We start from the raw sequence: 19,121 nt of genomic DNA, 5'->3' as shown, positions 1-19,121 counted from the left end.
ACACCTCGGCTACACCGAGCGCAGGAAGTTGGTGAAAGCGGTGGCCGGGATGGCCAGTGGGGTGGCCTCGGGGTTCTTCGAGTCACGCACAGCGACCACGGGACCGGTGAAGGCGATCTCCACGCAGTTGCCGTTGTCGCCGTTGGCCGTGCTGCGGCTGCTCTTGCGCCAGTCGTGAGTGAAGGCGATCTCCACGCACTCGCCGTTGTCGCCGTTGGCCGTGCTGCGGCTGCTCTTGCGCCACGCCAGCCCCGAGAAGTCCACTGTGGACAAGGTGTTCGCCTCTTTCAAGATGATGCGGGCAGTTCGATGGCGTGTTGCTCGATGAGGGCCACCGAGTCCGCCTGGTTCAATGCCTCGCCTCGGAGCGAGTCGAACCTCAGTCTAGCTGCCCGGACCTCTTCCTCGTCCTCAATATGCAGTGCTCCAGTCACGTACTCGTGGTACAGCAGATCTGGTTCGTCTGGATTGGGAAAGCCCAGCAGGGCAAAGCTGCCATCCAGTGCGTTGACAGGACATGTTCGCTGGGGCAGCACATGAAGAGTTACTGATGGCAGTTCGGCCATCATCACCAGGTGATCGAGCTGCTCGCGGAGCACGAGTGGCCCACCGATCTCTCTGGTAAGTGCGGCTTCGTCGATGACTGCGACCAGGTCGAGCGGGTTGTCGAGGCTGGTGAGCCGCCGCTGACGGATGTGCCGCACCGCAACCTGGTTCTCCACCTGCTTTGCGCTTCGGCGGCGGCTGGCGTGAGCGAGCTGCGCACGAATGTAGTTCTCGACATGCAAGAGACCGGGTAGTTGCATGCCTGGATAGATCCAGACTCGGCTGGCTTCGGTCTCGGCGTCGGTGTAGCCCATGTCTTGTACGCCGTAGGTGATGAACCAGCTGGGTTCGGCGGCGTCGCGGACTGCTTGGAGCAGGCCTTCCTCGTAGTGGTCGTAGAGGTCCATCATCGAGCGGACGACGTGCACGTTGGCCTTGGTCTCGGCGCTCTCGATCCGGAACAGCGAGGTTCGGCTCATGTCCAAGGAGCGCGCGGCCTCGTCCAACGTCAGCCCGGCGGATTCCCGCAGGGCACGCAGCCGCCGTCCCAGGCGGCGCCGACGAAGTGGCGGCTTTTTCTGCGTCACGAGATTCTCCCCCGGGTGCTGACCGTGCGTGTTCACATGATCGCACCCGGAAATTCCGGTCCGACTGATTCCGACCCGATAGTGGTAGGCATGAGCGAGCAAGCCAACCTGCCCGAGATGCTGCGCATCCTGTGGGCCACCCGCATCGACGCCACCGCCAACCGCTGGCACGTCACGCGCCGGGTCATCCCGCCGCTGAAAACCCTCGCCGAGGCCGGGAACGACCCGCGCTTGCGCAAGGCCGCCGAGCAGGCAGTCGCGGCCATCGACCAACTCGACACGATGGTCGAGTCCCTGCGCACCGTGATCGACTACCTGCAACCCAACAACCACCAACCCGCCTGAGCGTGGGACACACCCTGCCGGAACAGGGGACACCCTGCGGGAGCGGGGGACACACCCGGCCGGACGAGGGGACACACCCGGCGGGAGCGGGGGACACGCCCTGCCGGAACGGGGGACACACCCGGCGTGAGTGTGGGACGCGCCTTGTGGGTAAGGGGTCTCATTCGGCCGAACGACCACCAGCCGGCGGGAGCCGGTAGGTGGTCAAAGGTTTGTCGATCCACGACCGGTCGACGGCAACGCCCGTTCGTCGTTCAAGTGCTGCCAGCGAAGACGCCTCGACGTGCGCCAAAGGAAAATCCTCGGGTTCCACCCAGCCGGGCAGCAGGTCGTTGGCTCCCGCCGCCGACCCGATGAAGGTCGGATCGAACCGGCCGGTCAGCCGACCGTCGCGGGCCTCGACGATTTGGCAGCCCGACGGACTCCAATAGACAGCGAAGAAATGCCCGCCGTCGACCGACAGGCGTTCCGCGAGTGCGGGTGCGGTGCCGGTCCAGCCGTTGGGTTCGATTGCCACGACGGCGCCGCGGACGTCGAGCACTTGGAGCAGGCCGTAGTCGTCGAAGTGCTCGGCGCGCTCGACCAGTGCTGCCCGCACGGTCAGCTCACCGTGCTCCGCAGTCGATCCGTACGCGGCAAGCACCTCAGCCGCCCTCCGGTCTGCGATGACGGCGATCGTCCACGCGAGGTCGTACTCGTGCTCAACCCATGAGTAGTGCTCGCTCAACCGTCGCACGACTGGTCCTTGGCGGCGTCGTCTCCGGTGAAGGCGCTACCGGCGATGTCGCTGGGACTCCAGATGACCACCAGGAAGTCTTCTCCTTGCTGGATGTTCGCCCTGACGTATCCAGCGTTGACCGCCCCGCCTTGGCACCGTTGTTCGCGCAAGGGCACCTCTTCCGTTCGAGCGCCGGCACCGCCCTGTTCGGTGGTGGCGAAGGCGTACTCGTCGCACGAGCCACGGGGATACTTCGCCACGAAGCCACCGCAGGCGGCAGCGCGGTTGGTGGCTCGCTTGGTCGAATTGCGGGTCAACACTGCAGGCTTGCCATCAGTCCATGCCAGCTTGATGTTGCGTGCGATGAACGGCATCTTCGCCGCGTCGATGACCACGACTTTGAGCTTGTCACAGCGCCGGTTGCGCAGCAGCTCATCGGCATCGCAGCGCTCGGCCTCGGACTCGCCGTCAGAGCCAACGAGGAATGCGGTCTCACCTGTGCCGATCAGCGTTGGTTCGCTGTCGCCGAACAGGCCGCCGACTTTGCCGATGAGCTGGGGACTGAGCACAGCTATTACGCCCAGCACGATCAGAAGCGGCACGAAAGTGCTGGTGCGCGACCTCGCCATGGCTCCCCCTCACGCTGACCTCCACATAGAGCGCCTGATTGATCACTCTGCGTCCAGGGCGGAGGGTTGCGACGCGTCAGGGGTCGTCGCGGTCCAGGGCGGCGCCGTCCCAGGTGGTGTGGGTGCACGCCACGCCGTGGCCGGACTTGGGGCGCAGGACGTCGTAGATGTGCATCCGCGGGATCTTCGGTGACACGCCCCAGCCGCTGGGCCACGTGATCACCCAGTCCATGTCCAGGTCCACCAGCAACCCGAGCATGCGGGCGATCGTCGGGTCGTCGAGGCGCTCGAACGCCTCGTCGAGCAACACCAGGCGCAGCGGTTCCATCCCGGCCGCTCCGGCCGCGATCGCGCTGTAGAAGGCGGCCGCCGCGGCGAACAACGTCACGTACGAGATCAGGCGGGTCTCACCCGACGACAGCTGGCGCAACCGGCGCAGCCGCGGCTTGCCGTCCGGCCCCGTGTCGCGCACCCGCACGGTGAACGCGAACCAGGCGCGGTAGTCCAGCGCGCGCGCCAGGATCTCCGAATAACTGTCGTTGGCCGCGTCCCGCTCGGCCTCGATGCGCTCGGTGAACGCCCGCCGCAACCGTTCGTCCTGATCCGGCGTGCGCTTGGCGAACGGGGTGCGCAACAACGTCAGCGCCTCCGTCGTCGCGTCGTCCAGCCACGACGCCGGGCGCCACTCCAGCTGCACGTGCACGCCTTGGCTGGACCGCGCCGTGTCGAGCACGTCGTTCATGCGCCGGCACAGGTCCTCGGCGATCTCGATCTGCGCGGACAACCGGTCGGCCAGCTCGCGGACCAGGTGCAGCGCGAAGATCCCCTGGTAGGACTCCGTCAGATAACCGCGCCGCTCGTTCAGCCGCTCGGCCACGCGGGTGGCCGCGACCGCCACCGGACGCGGGCCGTCCTCGGCGGCGACCACCACGGTCAGCAGCCCGGCGTGCCGTTCGGTCAGCACGTTGTGGCTGCCTGCCAAGGCCGTCTGCAACGCCTGGAGCTTGGTGATCACCTTCTCCTCGGCGACCGTCTTCGTGCTCACCGCCTCCAAGGCCGTCATCGCCTCGTCGGGGTCCTCGGGCGCCGTCTCGCTGCCGGGCACTGTCTCATTGCCGGGCACGGCGGCGGGCCAAACCCCAGGCGCGGCAAGGGCTTCGCGGAACGCGGCGACGGCACGATCGGCCGCCTCGCGCTTGCCGTCGATCTCCGCGCGCCGGGTCTCCAGCAGCGTCTCGGTCTTGGCGACCTGGTTCGACGCCTCGGTGGCGGCCTCGCGCGCGGCGGGCAGCCCGGCACGCACCTCGCGGCGCTGCGACTCCATCGCGGCCAGGCGCCGGGAGATCTCCTCGGCCTCGCCGCCGATGGACGAACGCAGGTCTTCCAGCGCGCGCGCTTCGCGGGCGAACGCCGTGCACTGGGCCTCGGCGGCCTGCTCGGCGGTGTCCCGGTCGTCGTCGGCCGCGGCGTGGTCGTGCAGGGCGTCGGCGAGGTCGCGGACCGTGCTCACGCAGCGGCGGGTCAACGCCTCGCGCAACTGCTGCGCGCTGGTGCGGGCCTCGGTCGCGGCCGCGTTGGCCCGGCGCAACGCCTCGGTCTCGGCGGGCAGCCCGGCGGCCGCCGCGTCCTGCGCCAACTCCGTGCGCACGGCGGCGAACCGGCCCTGCTCGGCGTCCAGCTCGGCCCGCAGCCGTTCGGCGCGCGAGGCGCCCTCGACGGCCAGGGTGTCGGCCGCCGCGGCGGTCGCGTGCGCGGTGATCAGGGCGCGGTCGTCCGGGAACGCCTCGAGGTGGCTCTCCCAGGCGGTCACGTCGCGTTGCGCGGTGTTCAGCTCTTCGACAGCCGTGTCCCGTTGCGCCGCAAGCTCTTCCAGCGTCGCCGACAGCTCGGCGACCGCCCGCGTGCGGGCCGCGTCGCGGGCGCCTGCGCCGACGTACTCGGCGTCCGCTTTGGACAGTGCGCCGTGCAGCACGCCGGCCCGCCACTGCCCGGACGGGCTCACGGAAAGCGCCCCGTCCGCGTCCAGCGCGATCGACTGCAGCAGGGCCGCCACGACCTGCGCCGACACCGGGGAACCAGTCTCGACGGCGGGGACCAGCACGTCGGCGAGCGACGGTCCGGAGACGGGTTCGGCGCCGTCCAGCCAGATGTCGTCGTCCTCGGCGGGGCCGACCCACGCGGTCAGCAAGCCGGACGACTGCAGCGCCGCTTCGATGCCCGCGCGCGATTCGGGGGAGACGCCGGGCGCGAAATCGACGAGCCGGTAGAACGGCGCGCCGGCCTCGGTGTCCCGCGACGCGGCGACATAGGGGTGGCGCGCGGGCGTGGTGTCGCGGCCCTTGCGCAGCTCGATCAACCGCGCCTCGGTCTCGGCGATCTGCTTGTCCACACCGGACACCAGCTGTTCGGCACCGGCCACCCGCTGGCGCAGCGAACGCAGGTGCGGCGCGGCCCATTGACGGGCGGTCTCGTGCGCGGCGCGGGTCGCCCCGGGGTCGGCGAGCACGTCGTCGACGGTGCCCGGGCGCGGCGGGCGCGGCGCGTGGTCGCCCGCGAACGGACCGGCCAGCGTCCATTGTTCGGCCTGCTCACACCACACGTGCGCGGCGTCGGTGAGCCGCTGGCGGGCCTCGTTGCGCCGGCCCGCGGCCTCGGTCGCCTCGATCTGGGCCTGGCGTGCGGTGTCACGCAGGCGGTCGACGTCCTGGTCACGCTTGTCCGCACCGGCGGCCCGCTCGTACAACGACGAGGTGAGCGCGACCCGTTGCGTGGCAGCACTGATCGCCTCGGCGGCCTGCGCGGCGGCCGCGGTCAGCGCCTCGGTCAGCTCGTCGGGGGCCAGCGTCGGCGGGACCCGGCGCTGGATCTCCAGCGGCTCGGCCTCCGGGTCGGGCTTGGCCCGGACCTTGTCGGCCTTGGTGCGTGGCTCGGCCATGGGCGCGGCGGGCACCTTCGGGGCCAGGTTGCGGTCGAGCCCGGCCGCGGCCAGCTTCGCCGCCGTGGTGCCGGCGTGCTCGATCGCCGAATCGGTGTCCTCGCTCAGGCGGCGCAACGCGGTCAGCACCGTCTCCACGGCGCGGTCGGCGTTGGCACGCATGCTGGCCGCGTTCTCCAACGCGCGCACCGCACCCTCACGGGCCTGACCGACCAGCCGCTCGCGGTCCTGCAGGTCACGCAGGCCCAGGTAGGCGGGCAGCTCCTTGAGCGCGGCGACGCCCTCTTCGAGCTCGACCTCGCGGGTCTCCATGGCGGTGACCTGCTCGCGGGCCTCGTCGTGCTGGGCCTTGTGCTGGTCGAGCCGGTTGCTCAACCGGCGCACCTCGGCCAACGCCTTGTCCACAGTGGACTGAGCGGCGCGCGCGGCCGTGCCCGAGGAACGCAACGCGCCCAGCGCGTAACCGCGGTAGCCGTCGAGGAACGCCTGCAACGCGGTGTCGGCGGAGGCGAGGCTGGTGATGTTCTCCCGGATCGACTCCAGGTCCTCGAACGACGCCGCGAGCTGCTCGATCATGCCCGCGTCCAGCGGCGGCAACGCGTCGGACAGGATCTGCTCGAGCTGCCCCTCCAGCACCTTCAGGCCGATGTCGGGGTTGCGCAACGTGCGCTGCAGGTGCAGCAGGTCGCCGTAACGCGGGGCGGGCACGCCGTAGACCGTCTCGGCCACCTTCGCCCGGAAAGCCGCCTCGTCGAGCACGCGGTCGGCCCCGAGCACATCGCGCAACGCGGCCGGACCCAGCGGCACGCGGTCGCTGCCGACCACCTGCACGTCGAAGCCGATCCGTTGCGGCGTCACGAATCGCCACGAATCGCTGATCTGCTGCGAGGTCGCCGACGCCTTCACCCCGAGCCCGCACGTCAGGTACTGCTTCTCTGGACCTTGGGGACCGGATTCACCGTCGCGCTCCAGCTCGATCCACGCGTAGCCGATGCGGTTCGGGCCGCCGTCGTAGTCGTCGAGCATGAGGCGGCGGATCGACACCGTGCCCGCGCCCTTGGAACCCAGGTGGCGCAGATCCCCGTCCAGGCACAGCGGCAGCAGCAGCTCCAGCGTGCGGGACTTGCCGGAACCGTTGGTGCCCTGGAAAACCGCGCGGCCGCCGGAGAAGTCGAAGACCTGCTCGCGGTACTGCCAGATGTTGACGATCCCGCCACGGTGCAACCGCCACCGGGAGATCGGGGCCGCCTGTCCCGCCTCCCCGGATTTCTCTCCGCCGGTTGCGTTGTGTACGGAAGGTGCCAGTTGGTCTCGTGATTGTGGCTGGGTTGCGTCACGTTCCCCTGAGGTGCGGTTGACGGCCCCGTGGCCAGATGTCGCGTCATGGGGTGTCATGGGTTCTCTTTCGCATCGGGATCGTCGAACAGGGACCAGCCGGGCACCTCCGGCGGTGGCTGCTCGGGGGCGGCGCTCTTGGCCGGGGTGTCGTCCGGCGAGGGCAGCCAGCGGTGCGCGGCCGGGCTGAGCAGCCAGCCGTCGCCCTCCGCGACCGCGAGGCGCTGCGTGACCAGCAACGCCATCACGGTGCCGGGCAAGGCATCCCGGTCCTCGGTGGCCTGCCGCGACCACGCCGTCGGGTAGTCGTTGAGCAGCCGGTCGCAGACCAGCCGGACCCGCTCGGCGGACACCGGCACGCGGCCGTCGTCGCGGTGCACGTCGAGGTCGAGCGCGTCCTCGGGGTCGAGCAGCTCCGGCAACGCGAGCAGGGCGATGCGGGCGATCGTGCCGGTGGACGGGAACGGGATGTCGGTCAGGTATTCCTCGGGGTCGGTGACCGCGACGCCCTCGGCGCGGGTCTCGGTGACCAGGCCGAAGCAGCGCTCGAGCAGCATCGACTCGCGGCGTTGCCTGCGCTGCAGCCATTCCGCGTGCTCGGGCGGCAAATCCGCGTGCAGCACAACGGGATCCTCGACGAGCTGGCGCCGCACCGCGTGCTCGACGCCCAGCTGCTCGGGGTGGGTGGCCTGCGCGATCAGCTCGTCCGGGGTGTCCGCCGTGGCCAGCGGCCCGGCGAGCAGCTGACCGAGCAGATCGGTGTCGATGGTGATCAACGCCTCGGCCGGCTGGTCGCCGATGAGCCCGGCCACCGTGCCGTCGGTCTCGTTGATCACGCCGAGCCCGATCAGGTGGCGCAACGCCGCCGTCACCGCGCGCCGGTCGGCGAGGTCGTCGGTGACCGTGATGCCTGCTTCCGTTGCGGCGGAACGGATGTCGGCGACCAGTCGGGAGAGCAACACCTGCTTGCCGACACCGGTGAGCGCGGCCATGGCGAGCGTGACGTAGGCGTACCCGCGTGGGCTCAGGGCGTTCTCGCCGCGGGTCGGGTCGTGGCCCGCGCCGGCCTTGTAGAGGCGGGCGAACCGGCGTTCGACGACCAGCCGGTAGCCGAGCAGGGTGGCGAAGAGCTCCTGCAGCGGGGCGCGGTGGCGGTAGACGAGCGGGACCAGGTCGCCGTCCGGGCCGCCGGGGCGCAGCAATGGGTGGCGCAGCAGCACACGCGCGCAGCGGGCCACCTCGGCGGCATCGATGTCCGACAGCTCGGCCAGCAAGGTGGTGCCTGGTTCGGGCGTGCGGCGGTCAGCCATCGATCGCCGCCAGGGCGAGCTTCGCGTCGCGCAGCGTCAGGGTGCCGCCCGCGCTGCGGATGGTGGTCACCTCGCCGTTGGTCGGGGTGACCGTGAGGGTGAGGCCGCGGACCTGGTCGGTGGCCGAGCCCGCGTCGTCGGCGCTGTCACGCTGGGCCATGGCGAGGGTGAGCAGTTCGCACAGGGCGCCGAGGGCGTCGGACGACAGCTCGGCGCCGCTCAGGTTGTCCGATGCCGCAACGAGTTCCGCGGCCGCGGCGGCTCGGCGCTTGTCGGATTCGCGGGCTTGGGCGAGGAGCCCCTGCTCGGTGATCGGGTCGTCCATGATCCGCGACGGACGCCCGCGCGCACCCCGGTCGCCACGCCCGCGCACGCTCACCGACACGTCGACCACGGGTCCGTCGGCCCACGGTGTGTGCTCGTCGTCGCCGTCGTGTTCCGGTGCGGGCAACAGGTTCCGCGACGAGTAGAGGCCGAACGCGGAGGCGTAGATCGCGTGCGCCTGCTCGGGTTCGGCGTTGGCGAACCACCCGGCCAGCTTCAGCAGCTCGCCGCGCCGGCTCGGCAGCAGGCCGCCACCGGTGGTCGCACGTTTGACCGTGGCCAGCAGCGCGCCGATCGCCCTGGTCGTCGCGTCGCGCAGGGCGGTGACCTGGCTGGGCTTGCCCGGGCGGTCGACGAACCAGTCGGTGAGCTCGTTCCAGTCGGCCTCGGTGCGGCCGCGGGTGCGTTCCACCCGCTCGCCCAGCTGCTCGGCCGGGCGCAGCAGGCGCAGCAGCTCACCGCGGGCATCGCGCAGTTCGGCCAGCGTGGCGGCGATGGTCGGGGTGTAGCGCAGCACGTCCTCGACCACCAGCTGGATGTACTCGACCAGCAGGTTGCGGAACCCGGAGATCTCGTCGGGCACCAGGTGGTGACGGGTGAGGATCTGGCCGAGGTAGGCGTAGAAGTCGCGCACGGTGGCAGCCAGCTCGCCGTGCTGCAGGAAGAGCGTCGTCACGTGCTCGGCCAGCAGTTCGCGGGCCTTGCGGGCCTTGGCCGGCTCGCCGCGCTGGTCGGCCGCGGCGGCGCTCGACAGGGCCTGGCGCAGGCTCGCGAGCCCGCGGTCGATGGCCGGCAGCAGTTCGCGGGAGACCTCGCGGGCACCCTCGGGCACACGCAGCAGCTCGTCGACGTCGCGCTGCACGCGCACGGCCAGCTTGCTGACCTGGTAGCGCATGCTGCCGTGCTGGAACTCGGCGATGCTCGACGCGATCGTCTCGCGCCGGCCGTGCACGAGGTTGCCCCACTCCTTGAGCTGGCGCAGCCGCTCGAGCACATTGTCCACATGGGACTCACCGGGGTCGACGAGCCCGTCGCGCTCGGCCGCGGTGAGGGCCGCCGCGACCTCACCGGCGGACAGGTCGGCGAGCAGCGTCGAGGTGAACAGCCGCATGATCGCGAGGTACGTGCGGGGGTGCCTGCTCGCCTGCAGGTAGGCGTAGAGGTTGAGCCTGCGCGCCACCGCGTCGTCCAGGCTCGCCTCGATCAGCTCCTGCTCACCATCCACGACCGGTCACGATAGCTGTCGGGGGTGAGAGCTGCGCCCCGCGGCACGAGGACTACCGTTTCGAGCGGCTCGGGGGAGTCGCTTCTTGGAGGGGTGCGGGTGGGCGCGGCGCGCGCGGTGGGACTGCTGCTCGGGGTGGCGGCGGACAGCGTGTTCGGCGACCCGCGGCGACGGCACCCGGTGGCCGGTTTCGGCAAACTCGCCCAGTGGACCGAACGGTTCACCTACCGCGATCAGAAGCTGCCTGGCGTCGTGCACGCCCTTGGGCTTTCGTTGCTCGTCGTGTCCTCGGGCGTGCTGGTGGAGCGGCTCGGGAGCGGGCGGCCGGTCGTGCGGATCGCGACCACGGCCGCGGCGACCTGGGTGGTGCTGGGTGGCGCGTCGCTGGCGCGCGAGGGCACGGCCATCGGCGCCGACCTCGACGGCGGGCACCTCTCCTCGGCACGGGAGCGGCTACCTGCGTTGTGCGGGCGCGATCCGTCCCGGCTGACCGGCGGCGAGCTGGCCCGCGCCGCCGTCGAATCGGTCGCGGAGAACACGTCGGACGCCATCGTGGCGCCGCTGCTGTGGGGTGCCGTGGCCGGCGTGCCCGGGCTCGTCGGGTACCGGGCGGTCAACACGCTGGACGCCATGATCGGGCACCGCTCGCCGCGCTACCGGCGCTTCGGCTGGGCCGCCGCGCGACTGGACGACCTGGCGAACCTGCTGCCCGCACGTGCCGCGGCGGCCTTGACCGTGGTCGCGGCCCCGGTGGTCGGTGGTTCGGCGCAGGGTGCCTGGCATGCGTGGCGGCGGGATGCCGCGGCACATCCGTCGCCGAACGCGGGCCGGGTGGAGGCCGCCTTCGCCGGCGCGCTGGAGATCCGGCTCGGCGGGCGCACGGTGTACCCGCACGGGGTCGAGGAGCGGCCCGTGCTCGGTGACGGGCGCAATCCTGACGCCGGTCACGTCACGCGGGCGGTGGAGTTGTCGCGGGTGGTGGGGTTGCTGGCCGCTGGAGCGGCGGCGGCGTTGGCTTTCCTGCGCCGGCGTTAGGTGTGTCGGTGGATCTCGCTCGGTTGTGGATCTTGCACACCTGTTGATCTTGGTTTCCGCTCCGGGCGCGGGCCCACCCTCCCTGGGGGCTCCCCCTTACCCAGTCTATCGGGTTTGGGCTGGTCGGACGGGGTTTGCGTGAATCTGTGGACAACTGGTCGCCTGTGGAAAAGTGGGCCGTCAGGCCTCCACGAACACGATGCGCTCCGGCGGGACGGTCATGTCGATGTGCCGGCCTTCGACCTCGACCAGCGTGGCGAGTTCGGTGGAATGGCCGTCCGGGACGGTGAAGAGGCGGTCGTTGCGGGTGTCGAGGTAGTGGGCGAAGCCGTCCAGGGAGGCGCCGCCGGTTTCGTCGAGGTCGAGGTAGTCGACAAGGCGGCGGAACAGCTTCGGCAGGATGACCAGGTCGCTGAGCTGGTCGCGCGCGGTCACGTCGAAGCCCGTCGTGGTCCGGTCGGTGCGCCACACGCCTTTCTCGGCCGCGCGGGCCTTGTTCGACGCGTCAGCCATGGCCTTGCGCAGGTCCACGTAGAGCAGCGAGTAGAAGGTCGGGTACGCCAGGCCGGACTCGAGCATCGTGTGGTTCGCGGACTTGCGCATCCGTCCGACGTCCAGGAAGACCTGGTCGCCGTCGTCCTCGTCGGCGGGCGGCGTGCCCTTGAAGGCGAAGGACACCGCGCGGCCGTACTTGTCGGCGAAGCGGGTCATGATGTGGCCGGGCACCTCGTCGGGTTTGGCCGAGCTCACGAGGCCGCGGTTGTTGCGCCGCACGTTCTTGAAGCCGAGGTAGTCCAGGAGCTTCTTCGACGCCGCGTTGCCCAACTCGGTCTGCTGGTGCCAGCTCGCGTAGTGCGTTTCGAGCGCGTCGATGCCGTCGAGGCGCAGTTGCGCGCCGCCCTGGCCGTTGAGGCGCACCTTGATGTTCGCGCGCGCGAACGCCGTCGGGTCGTCGGCGTAGAAGCGCACGGAGTCACCGTCGGGGGACGCACCCAGCACGCGGAAACGTCCTTTGATCATCGTCAAAGCCATCGTCACCCACCTCCACTTGGGAAGTCGGGTGCGGCTCAGGCGGTGGTTACGGCTGGTGGGCGTGTTCGTGACGTTCGGCGGCTTCGTCTTCGGCGATCATCGCGGCAACCGAGCGGCGCTTGGGCTTGTCGGGCCGCGGCTCGGCCAGCGCGCCGCCGGGCTGGATCTCCCGCCAGCTGAAGTAGCCGAGCGCGAGCAACGCCATCGTGCCGAACGCGATCCACTGCAGCGCGTAGGACAGGTACGGGCCGGAATCCAACTGCGGCAAGGGAAGCGTGCGCAGACCGCCGGGCTGGCCGTCGACCAGCTGGACGTAACCGGGCGCGAGCGGGAGCTTCGTCGCGGCCGCCACGATGGGCACGTCGATCGCGTAGACCTGGGTGCGGCCGTCGGTGGTGGCGTCGTTGAAGGCGGGCCGGTGCTGCGGGTCGGTCTCACCGGCCCGAGTCCGCGCCGTCACCGAGGTCGGGCCGGCCGGTGCGGCCGGGTAGGGCGGGACGTGCACGCCTTGGACCGGCGGGACGTAACCGCGGTCGACGAGGACGACACCGCCGCTGTCCAGCCGGAACGGGGTCAGCACCTCGAACGCGGGCTCACCCTGCACGGTGCGCAGGCGCGCGACGGTCTCCTTGTCCGGCAGGTACTGGCCGCGCAGGATCACCTGCCGCCACTCGCCGGGTCGCGCGGTCTCGATCGGCACCGGCTTGGCCGTGAAGGAGGCCTGCAGCTCGGCGTTCTGGGCGCTCTGCTCGGCGTTGCGCCGGAACTGCCACGGCGAGAGCACGACGAAGCAGGCCCCCGCGAACACCAGCACGACCAGCGTCAACGCGAGCCAGCTCGGACGTAGCAGCAACCGCAACCGCACGTGACCACGGTATGCCGTGCGCCGGGTCACGCGCTGCGCAGGGCTCGGCGTGCGCTTTCCTGGGCGGTTCGTCCGTAACCGCCGCCGAAGAGGGCGGCGTGGACGAGCTGGGGGAAGAGCTGGTGGAGCGGGACCCGCTGTTCCCAGCCGGCGGCCAGCGGGGTTGCCTCGTCGTAGGCGGCGAGGACGCGGTCGAGGTGCGGGCAGGGGAACCACTGGAGCATGGCGAGGTCGGATTCGCGGTGACCGCCGTGCGCGGCCGGGTCGATCAGGTACGCGCCGTCGTGGCTGAAGAGGACGTTGCCGGACCACAGGTCGCCATGCAGTCGTGCGGGTGGTTCCGGCGGTCCGGCCAGGTCTCGGATGGCGTCGCAGACCTGCTCGATCGGCTTCGGGTCGTCGATCGCCCGCCGGTCGACGGCGGTTTTGAGGTAGGGGAGGATCCGGTGCTCGGCGAACCACTCCGGCCAGTCCTCGGCGGGGGTGTTGCGCATGGGCGCCAGGCCGATCCAGGCGTCCTCGGGGCCGCCGGGTGGCGGTTGGCCGAAGGCATCGGCGCCGGCTTGGTGCATTTCCGCGAGGTTCCGGCCCAGGTCCTCGGCGGCTTGCCTGGTCGCCGGGGCGTCCGGGATGTAGGTGGTGATGAGGTACTCGTCGTCGACGGCCCTGATCTCCGGCACCGGTTTCAGCCAGCGCAGCCCGGCGGCCTCGGCGCCGTCGTGGCGCTTGACCACGAGCAGTTCGCCGTCGACCTCGACGAGCTGGACGGTGCCGCCGAGGCTCCTGATCGCCTTTGCCTCGGCGATGATCCGGGCGGGATCAACCATGTTCCCGGACCCACTGGACCACGCCGGGTGCCGCCTTTTCGATCATGTCGAGGACTTCGCCGAAGCCGTCGTCCGCGCCGTAGTAGGGATCGGGCACGTCGTTGTCGTCGGCGTCCGGGTCGAAGCTGCGTAGCAGCCGGATCCTGGGGTCGTCGCCGATGAGCGCGCGCAACTCGCGGGCGTGGCCGCGGTCGAGGGCGATGAGCAGGTCGGCGTCGAGGTGGTCGGGGCCGACCTGGGCGGCGATGTGCTCGGTGGGATAGCCGTGCTTGACGAGCGTCGCCTGCGCCCGCCGGTCGGCCGGCTCGCCGACGTGCCACGAGCCAGTCCCGGCACTGGTCACCTCGACGTGCTCGAGCCCGGCCCGGCGCAGGTGCTCCCGGACGATCGAGGCGGCCATGGGCGACCGGCAGATGTTCCCGGTGCAGATGAAGCTGATGTGCACCCGGCCCAGCCTAGGGACTGCTGCTCTCCGGCCTGCGTTTCGACCACTGGTGGCCGAAAAGGAGGTCTACCTGGGTGTCCGCTGGCGACCTGGTCTTTTGGGGCATTGCCGCAGGTGGCGCGCGGCGGCAACTGGGCGCGAAGCGAGTCTGGGCGCAGGCGCGCTGGCTACCGTCACGGCGAACGCTGATGGTCCTCGGAGGTCGCCATGACGTGGCAGTTGCTCGGGATGGGCGTCGCCGGTCTGCTCGTGACGATCCGGGTGCTGGCGAAGACGGTCTCGCACCACCTGCTGGTGCGAGCGGTGATCAAGAAAGGTGGCCGGACCCGCATCGAGATCCAGCGGGGGTCGACGATCATCTACGACTCCGGGCGGCCGTCCGATCGGCGCTGACTAGAATCCCGGCGGTGAGCGGTGACCTGCGACTACTGCGCCACCACGGCGACCTCGAGGCCGCGCCCGGGCTGCTCGACTTCGCCGTCAACGTGCGTGGCGCGCAACCGCCCGGCTGGTTGCGGGAGCGGCTCGTCGACGCGCTCGGCGACCTCGGGCGCTACCCCGCGCGTGAGCTGGACCTGGCCGCGCGGGCGGCCGCCGCGCGACGGCACGGGCGGGACGCGAGCGAGGTGCTGATCCTCAACGGGGTGGCCGAAGGCTTCGCGCTGCTACCCCAGTTGCTGCCCGACAAGGCCGCGATCATCCACCCGAGCTTCACCGAGCCCGAGGTCGCGCTGCGCAAGGCCGGCGTGCCCGTGCACCGCGTGCTCAGCGACACCCTGCGCCCCGAACTCGTGCCCGAGGACGCCGACATGGTCGTGCTCGGCAACCCGACCAACCCCACCTCCGTCCTGCACAAGGCCGACGTGATCGCCGAGCTGACCCGGCCGGGACGCATCCTCGTGGTGGACGAGGCGTTCATGGACGCGGTCCCCGGCGAGCCGGAAACGCTTGCGGGACAACAGCTCCCTGGCCTGCTGGTGTTCCGCAGCCTGACCAAGACGTGGGCGCTCGCGGGGCTGCGGGCCGGTTATGCGCTGGCCGAACCCGCCATCCTGCGCGAACTCGCCGCACACCGTCCACAGTGGCCGGTGGGAAGTCTCCCGCTGACCGCGGTGGCCGCGTGTTGCGAGCCCGACGCGGTGGCCAAGGCCCAGGCCGACGCGGAGCTGTACGCGACCTACCGCGCCGATCTGGCCAAGCACCTCGGCGACCTCGGGTTCACCGTGCACGAACCGGCCGTCGCGCCGTTCTTGCTGGTCAGGATGCCGAGCGCCAAACGGGTGCGCGAGGCCCTGCGTGAGCGCGGGATCGCCGTGCGCCGCGGTGACACGTTCCCCGGCCTCACCGAGGACCACCTGCGCATCACCGTCCGCCCACCCGAGGACACCGACCGGCTGCTCGCCGCGCTCAGGGAGGTGCTGTAGATGCCGACGCTCGCCGACGTCATCGCCGTGCTCGAGGCCGCGTACCCGCCCGAGCTCGCCGAGTCGTGGGACGCCGTCGGCCTCGTCTGCGGCGACCCCGCCGAGCCCGTGACCAAGGTGCTCGTCTGCGTCGACCCGGTGGACGCCACCGTCGACGAGGCGCTCGCCCAAGGCGCACAGCTGATCGTCGCCCACCACCCGCTGCTGCTGCGGGGCGTGCACGGCGTCCCGGCCGACACCCCCAAGGGCAGCCTCGTGCACCGGCTGGTCCGGGGCGGCGCGGCCCTGCTCTGCATGCACACCAACGCTGACAACGCCGAGCCCGGCGTGTCCGACGCCCTGGCCAAGGCGCTGGGCCTGAAGATCACCGGGCCGCTGGTGCCCGAGACGAACAGCGGGCGGATCGGCGAAGTGGACCCGCAGCCGTTCGCCGAGTTCATCGACCGCGTCGGCATTGCGCTGCCCGAGACCGCGGGTGGGGTCCGGGCCGCGGGCGAGCTGAGCCGGACCATCGAAACCGTCGCCGTGTGCGGTGGCTCGGGCGACAGCTTCCTCGACGCCGCGACCGCCGCGGGCGTCGACGCCTACGTCACCGCCGACCTGCGGCACCACCCGGCGAGTGAGCACCTGGCCAAGCCGGGCGCGCCCGCGCTGGTGGATGTCGCGCACTGGGCGAGCGAGTGGCCGTGGTGCGCGCAGGCGGCGGGCGTCATCGAGGTGGCGTTCGACGGTACGGTCGACGTCACCGTGTCCACCCTGCGCACCGATCCGTGGACCGCGGCGTGGGCCACCAGGAGGTCATGAACACCGTGAAAGCCGATCCAGCCGTGCAACGGGCCCTGCTCGACCTCGCCGAGATCGACGCCGAGCTCAGCCGCGCCACCCACCGCAGGCGCACCCTGCCCGAACTGGCCGAGATCGCCGCGGCCGAGACCGCGCTGCAGGCCCGCACCGACGACCAGGTCTCGGTGCGGACCGCGCTGGACGACCTCGACCGCGAGGTCAAACGGCAGGAGAAGGAGATCGACGCGGTGCGCGCCCGCGAGGACCGCGACCGCTCGCTGCTGGCCAAGGGCGGCCTGCCGTCCAAGCAGCTCAGCGAGCTCGAACACGAGCTGGAAACGTTGCAGCGCAGGCAAAACGCGCTCGAAGACGACCTGCTGGAGCTGATGGAGCAGCGCGAGGCGGCCGAGGCCAACACCCAGCACGCCACCGTGGCGCTGGAGAAGGCGCAGGAGGCGCTGGCCGACGCGCAGCGCCGGCGCGACGCCGTGTTCGCCGACCTGGAGAGCATCGAGGCGAAGCGCGCGGCCGAGCGCGCGGCCCTGACCCCGAAGTTCCCCGAGCCGCTGCTCGCCCTCTACGACCGGGTTCGCCAGCACCGGGGGATCGGTGCGGGGCTGTTGAAGCACCGCCGGTGCGGGGCGTGCCAGCTGGAGATCGACCGCAGCGCCATGGCCCGGATCAGCGCGGCCGCCGCGGACGACGTGGTGACCTGCGACGAGTGCGGGGCGATCCTGGTGCGGACCGCGGAGTCCGGCCTGTGAAGGTCACCGTCGAAGCCGATGGCGGCTCCCGAGGCAACCCCGGACCCGCCGGGTACGGCGCGGTGGTCAAGAACTCGGTGACCGGCGTCGTGCTGGCCGAGGTGGCGTCGAGCATCGGGGTGGCGACCAACAACGTCGCCGAGTACGAGGGCCTGATCGCCGGGTTGCGGGCCGCGGCCGACGCCGGGGCGTCCAGTGTGGACGTTCGGATGGACTCGAAGCTGGTGGTCGAGCAGATGTCCGGGCGCTGGCAGGTCAAGCACCCGTCCATGCAGCCGCTGGCGCGGCGGGCCCGCGAGCTGGCCGCCGGGTTCGACGAGGTCACCTACGAGTGGGTGCCGCGTGCCGAGAACGCGCACGCCGACCGGCTGGCCAACGAGGCCATGGACGCCGCGAACGCCGAGGGGGCGACGCAGGCCGTCGCCGCCGACTCGACCGGCGCCCCGGCCGCACCCGGGTGGACCGGCGCGACCGGCACCCCGACCCGGATGTTGTTGTTGCGCCACGGGCAAACCGAACTGTCCGTGCAGCGCCGCTACTCCGGGCGCAGCGACCTGCCGCTGACCGAACTGGGACAGGCGCAGGCGGCCGCCGCGGCGGTCCGCCTGGCCGACGACGCGGCCGGCGCGGTGGTCGTGTCGTCGCCGCTGGCCCGGTGCGTGCAGACCGCGACCGCGGTGGCCGACGCCGCCGGGGGCAAGGTCGTGACGCACGAAGGCCTGGTGGAGACCGACTTCGGCGCGTGGGACGGGCTGACGTTCGCCGAGGCGGCGCAGCGGGATCCGGAGTTGCACGCGCGCTGGCTGCGCGACCCGGCCGTGCCGGCACCGGGCGGGGAGAGCTTCGACCAGGTGCACCGGCGGGTGTTCGCGGCGCGGGAAGACCTGCTGGCCGCGCACCCCGGGTCGACGATCGTGGTGGTCAGCCACGTCACGCCGATCAAGTCGCTGCTGCGGATGGGCCTGGACGTGGGGCCGTCGCTGCTGTTCCGCCTGCACCTCGACCTGGCTTCACTGTCCATTGTGGAGTTCTACCCGGACGGCATGGCCTCGGTCCGCCTGGTCAACGACACCTCGTACCTGCCCGCCGCCGGCTGATGCGCCCGCCGCTGCCACGCGCCGTCGTGGCCGCGGGCGTGCTGTTCTTCGACGACGCGGGCCGGGTCATGCTCGTGCACACGACCTACAAGCAGCCGTGGGAGATCCCGGGCGGGGTCGTCGAGTCGGAGCGCGGCGAGTCGCCGGTGGACGCCGCACGCCGCGAGGTCGCCGAGGAGCTGGGGCTCGACATCACGGTCGGGGCGCTGCTCACGATCGACTCCGCGGCCGACGGCGTACCGGGCATCGCGTTCGTCTTCGACGGCGGTGTGCTCTCGGCGCAGCAGCTTGCCAAGATCGAGTTCGTCGACGGCGAACTCGACGGGTTCCGGTTCTGCGGGCCGGACGAGGTGCGTGCGCTGCTGACGCCGCGGCTGGCGCGCCGGGTCCTGTCGACGCTGGCGGTGCGCGACGAGGGGTGGCCGTTGCCGCGGTTCCTGCGGCACGGGGTCTAATCCGGCCAGACCAGCAGGACCGCGCTGGGCGTGTGGTCGACGACGAACCTGGTGTGGTGGCCGATGCTGGCCGGGCCCGGGTGGTCGTGTTCGCCGTCGCGGGCGCAGATGAGCAGGTCGGCATCCGCGCAGGCGGCGACCACCTCGTGCTGGACGTGACCGGCACGTACCTGCGTCTCGCACGGCCGGTCCAGCCGCGCCTTCGCGGCGGCCAGGAGTTCCCGCTCGGCGGTGTCGGCCATGCCGGCCATGAGCGTGCTCGGGTCGTGACCGGCACGGCCGAGCAGCCCGCCGTAGGTGCCGTGGACGACCTCGCCCAGTTCGGTGTCGAGGACGTGGAGCAGGACCACCTCCGCGTCGGCCGGGGTGATCTCGGCCGCCGCGTCCACACAGGACTGCCAGGTGCCCTCGGTGATCCACACGACGACGCGCATGTCCTC

The 19,121-nt window shown here is 71.4% G+C and carries 20 protein-coding genes; 8 read left to right on the top strand and 12 right to left on the bottom strand.

Going from position 1 to position 19,121, the window contains the following annotated elements; all coding sequences use genetic code 11:
• Nucleotides 1-9: 9 nt before the first annotated feature.
• Nucleotides 10-291, bottom strand: coding sequence for a DUF397 domain-containing protein (locus EV186_RS00245; RefSeq protein ID WP_243753741.1), 282 nt, complete (start codon nucleotides 289-291; stop codon nucleotides 10-12).
• Nucleotides 288-1,133, bottom strand: a complete 846-nt coding sequence (locus tag EV186_RS00240; protein WP_133847076.1) for a helix-turn-helix domain-containing protein — start codon at nucleotides 1,131-1,133, stop codon at nucleotides 288-290. Before EV186_RS00240 ends, EV186_RS00245 begins: the two co-directional genes overlap by 4 nt.
• A 90-nt stretch (nucleotides 1,134-1,223) precedes the next feature.
• Between EV186_RS00240 and EV186_RS00235 the strand changes: the two genes are divergently transcribed.
• On the top strand, nucleotides 1,224-1,478 hold the full coding sequence (locus EV186_RS00235; protein ID WP_133847075.1) for a hypothetical protein: 255 nt from the start codon (nucleotides 1,224-1,226) through the stop codon (nucleotides 1,476-1,478).
• 160 nt (nucleotides 1,479-1,638) lie between these two features.
• On the opposite strand, the gene EV186_RS00230 is transcribed toward EV186_RS00235, so the two are convergent.
• The 5 genes from EV186_RS00230 to EV186_RS00210 form a co-directional block, all read right to left on the bottom strand.
• On the bottom strand, nucleotides 1,639-2,214 hold the full coding sequence (locus EV186_RS00230; RefSeq protein WP_133847074.1) for a DUF6461 domain-containing protein: 576 nt from the start codon (nucleotides 2,212-2,214) through the stop codon (nucleotides 1,639-1,641).
• Nucleotides 2,202-2,825: a NucA/NucB deoxyribonuclease domain-containing protein gene (locus tag EV186_RS00225; RefSeq protein ID WP_133847073.1), complete on the bottom strand. Its 624-nt coding sequence runs from the start codon at nucleotides 2,823-2,825 to the stop codon at nucleotides 2,202-2,204. Before EV186_RS00225 ends, EV186_RS00230 begins: the two co-directional genes overlap by 13 nt.
• A gap of 76 nt (nucleotides 2,826-2,901) precedes the next feature.
• Nucleotides 2,902-6,984: a TIGR02680 family protein gene (locus tag EV186_RS00220; RefSeq protein WP_243753740.1), complete on the bottom strand. Its 4,083-nt coding sequence runs from the start codon at nucleotides 6,982-6,984 to the stop codon at nucleotides 2,902-2,904.
• 167 nt (nucleotides 6,985-7,151) lie between these two features.
• Entirely contained in the window at nucleotides 7,152-8,405 is a 1,254-nt protein-coding gene (locus EV186_RS00215) for a TIGR02678 family protein (protein WP_133847071.1), read from the bottom strand.
• Nucleotides 8,398-9,954, bottom strand: a complete 1,557-nt coding sequence (locus tag EV186_RS00210; protein WP_243753739.1) for a DUF2397 domain-containing protein — start codon at nucleotides 9,952-9,954, stop codon at nucleotides 8,398-8,400. Before EV186_RS00210 ends, EV186_RS00215 begins: the two co-directional genes overlap by 8 nt.
• A gap of 99 nt (nucleotides 9,955-10,053) precedes the next feature.
• Between EV186_RS00210 and EV186_RS00205 the strand changes: the two genes are divergently transcribed.
• On the top strand, nucleotides 10,054-10,989 hold the full coding sequence (locus EV186_RS00205; RefSeq protein ID WP_133847070.1) for a cobalamin biosynthesis protein: 936 nt from the start codon (nucleotides 10,054-10,056) through the stop codon (nucleotides 10,987-10,989).
• Nucleotides 10,990-11,169: 180 nt separating this feature from the next.
• Here EV186_RS00205 and EV186_RS00200 read toward each other — a convergent pair whose 3' ends face one another.
• Genes EV186_RS00200 through EV186_RS00185 form a run of 4 tightly spaced genes read right to left on the bottom strand, consistent with a single transcriptional unit; the run spans nucleotide 11,170 to nucleotide 14,158 of the window.
• Complete coding sequence (locus EV186_RS00200; RefSeq protein WP_133847069.1) at nucleotides 11,170-12,021, bottom strand: thermonuclease family protein; 852 nt, start codon at nucleotides 12,019-12,021, stop codon at nucleotides 11,170-11,172.
• A gap of 46 nt (nucleotides 12,022-12,067) precedes the next feature.
• Nucleotides 12,068-12,886: an SURF1 family cytochrome oxidase biogenesis protein gene (locus EV186_RS00195; RefSeq protein ID WP_133847068.1), complete on the bottom strand. Its 819-nt coding sequence runs from the start codon at nucleotides 12,884-12,886 to the stop codon at nucleotides 12,068-12,070.
• A gap of 26 nt (nucleotides 12,887-12,912) precedes the next feature.
• Nucleotides 12,913-13,713 (bottom strand): fructosamine kinase family protein, encoded by an 801-nt coding sequence (locus EV186_RS00190; RefSeq protein ID WP_133847067.1) that lies wholly within the window; start codon nucleotides 13,711-13,713, stop codon nucleotides 12,913-12,915.
• Nucleotides 13,706-14,158, bottom strand: a complete 453-nt coding sequence (locus EV186_RS00185; RefSeq protein WP_133847066.1) for a low molecular weight protein-tyrosine-phosphatase — start codon at nucleotides 14,156-14,158, stop codon at nucleotides 13,706-13,708. Before EV186_RS00185 ends, EV186_RS00190 begins: the two co-directional genes overlap by 8 nt.
• Nucleotides 14,159-14,365: 207 nt before the next feature.
• On the opposite strand from EV186_RS00185, the gene EV186_RS39760 reads away from it, so the two are divergent.
• Genes EV186_RS39760 through EV186_RS00160 form a run of 6 tightly spaced genes read left to right on the top strand, consistent with a single transcriptional unit; the run spans nucleotide 14,366 to nucleotide 18,681 of the window.
• The gene (locus EV186_RS39760; protein ID WP_243753738.1) at nucleotides 14,366-14,551 is read left to right on the top strand and encodes a hypothetical protein; all 186 of its coding nucleotides are present in this window, start codon (nucleotides 14,366-14,368) and stop codon (nucleotides 14,549-14,551) included.
• 14 nt (nucleotides 14,552-14,565) lie between these two features.
• On the top strand, nucleotides 14,566-15,582 hold the full coding sequence (gene cobC / locus EV186_RS00180) for an Rv2231c family histidinol phosphate aminotransferase CobC (RefSeq protein WP_243753737.1): 1,017 nt from the start codon (nucleotides 14,566-14,568) through the stop codon (nucleotides 15,580-15,582).
• The gene (locus EV186_RS00175; protein WP_133847065.1) at nucleotides 15,583-16,386 is read left to right on the top strand and encodes a Nif3-like dinuclear metal center hexameric protein; all 804 of its coding nucleotides are present in this window, start codon (nucleotides 15,583-15,585) and stop codon (nucleotides 16,384-16,386) included.
• A 5-nt stretch (nucleotides 16,387-16,391) separates the two neighbouring features.
• Entirely contained in the window at nucleotides 16,392-17,129 is a 738-nt protein-coding gene (locus EV186_RS00170; RefSeq protein WP_133848636.1) for a zinc ribbon domain-containing protein, read from the top strand.
• Nucleotides 17,126-18,226, top strand: a complete 1,101-nt coding sequence (locus tag EV186_RS00165; protein WP_208115438.1) for a bifunctional RNase H/acid phosphatase — start codon at nucleotides 17,126-17,128, stop codon at nucleotides 18,224-18,226. The genes EV186_RS00170 and EV186_RS00165 overlap by 4 nt, the downstream gene beginning before the upstream one ends.
• The gene (locus EV186_RS00160; protein ID WP_133847064.1) at nucleotides 18,226-18,681 is read left to right on the top strand and encodes an NUDIX domain-containing protein; all 456 of its coding nucleotides are present in this window, start codon (nucleotides 18,226-18,228) and stop codon (nucleotides 18,679-18,681) included. The genes EV186_RS00165 and EV186_RS00160 overlap by 1 nt, the downstream gene beginning before the upstream one ends.
• Here EV186_RS00160 and EV186_RS00155 read toward each other — a convergent pair.
• Nucleotides 18,678-19,115 carry a universal stress protein gene (locus EV186_RS00155; protein WP_133847063.1) on the bottom strand — a complete coding sequence of 146 codons (438 nt, stop codon included), beginning with the start codon at nucleotides 19,113-19,115 and terminating at the stop codon, nucleotides 18,678-18,680. The genes EV186_RS00160 and EV186_RS00155 overlap by 4 nt on opposite strands.
• Between the last annotated feature and the right edge of the window lie 6 nt (nucleotides 19,116-19,121).

The organism is Labedaea rhizosphaerae, assembly GCF_004362825.1.
In the GTDB taxonomy this organism is placed as follows: Bacteria; Actinomycetota; Actinomycetes; order Mycobacteriales; family Pseudonocardiaceae; genus Labedaea; species Labedaea rhizosphaerae.
The sequence above is the reverse complement of the archived record's forward strand: the minus strand, read 5'-3'. Positions and strand labels throughout refer to the sequence as shown.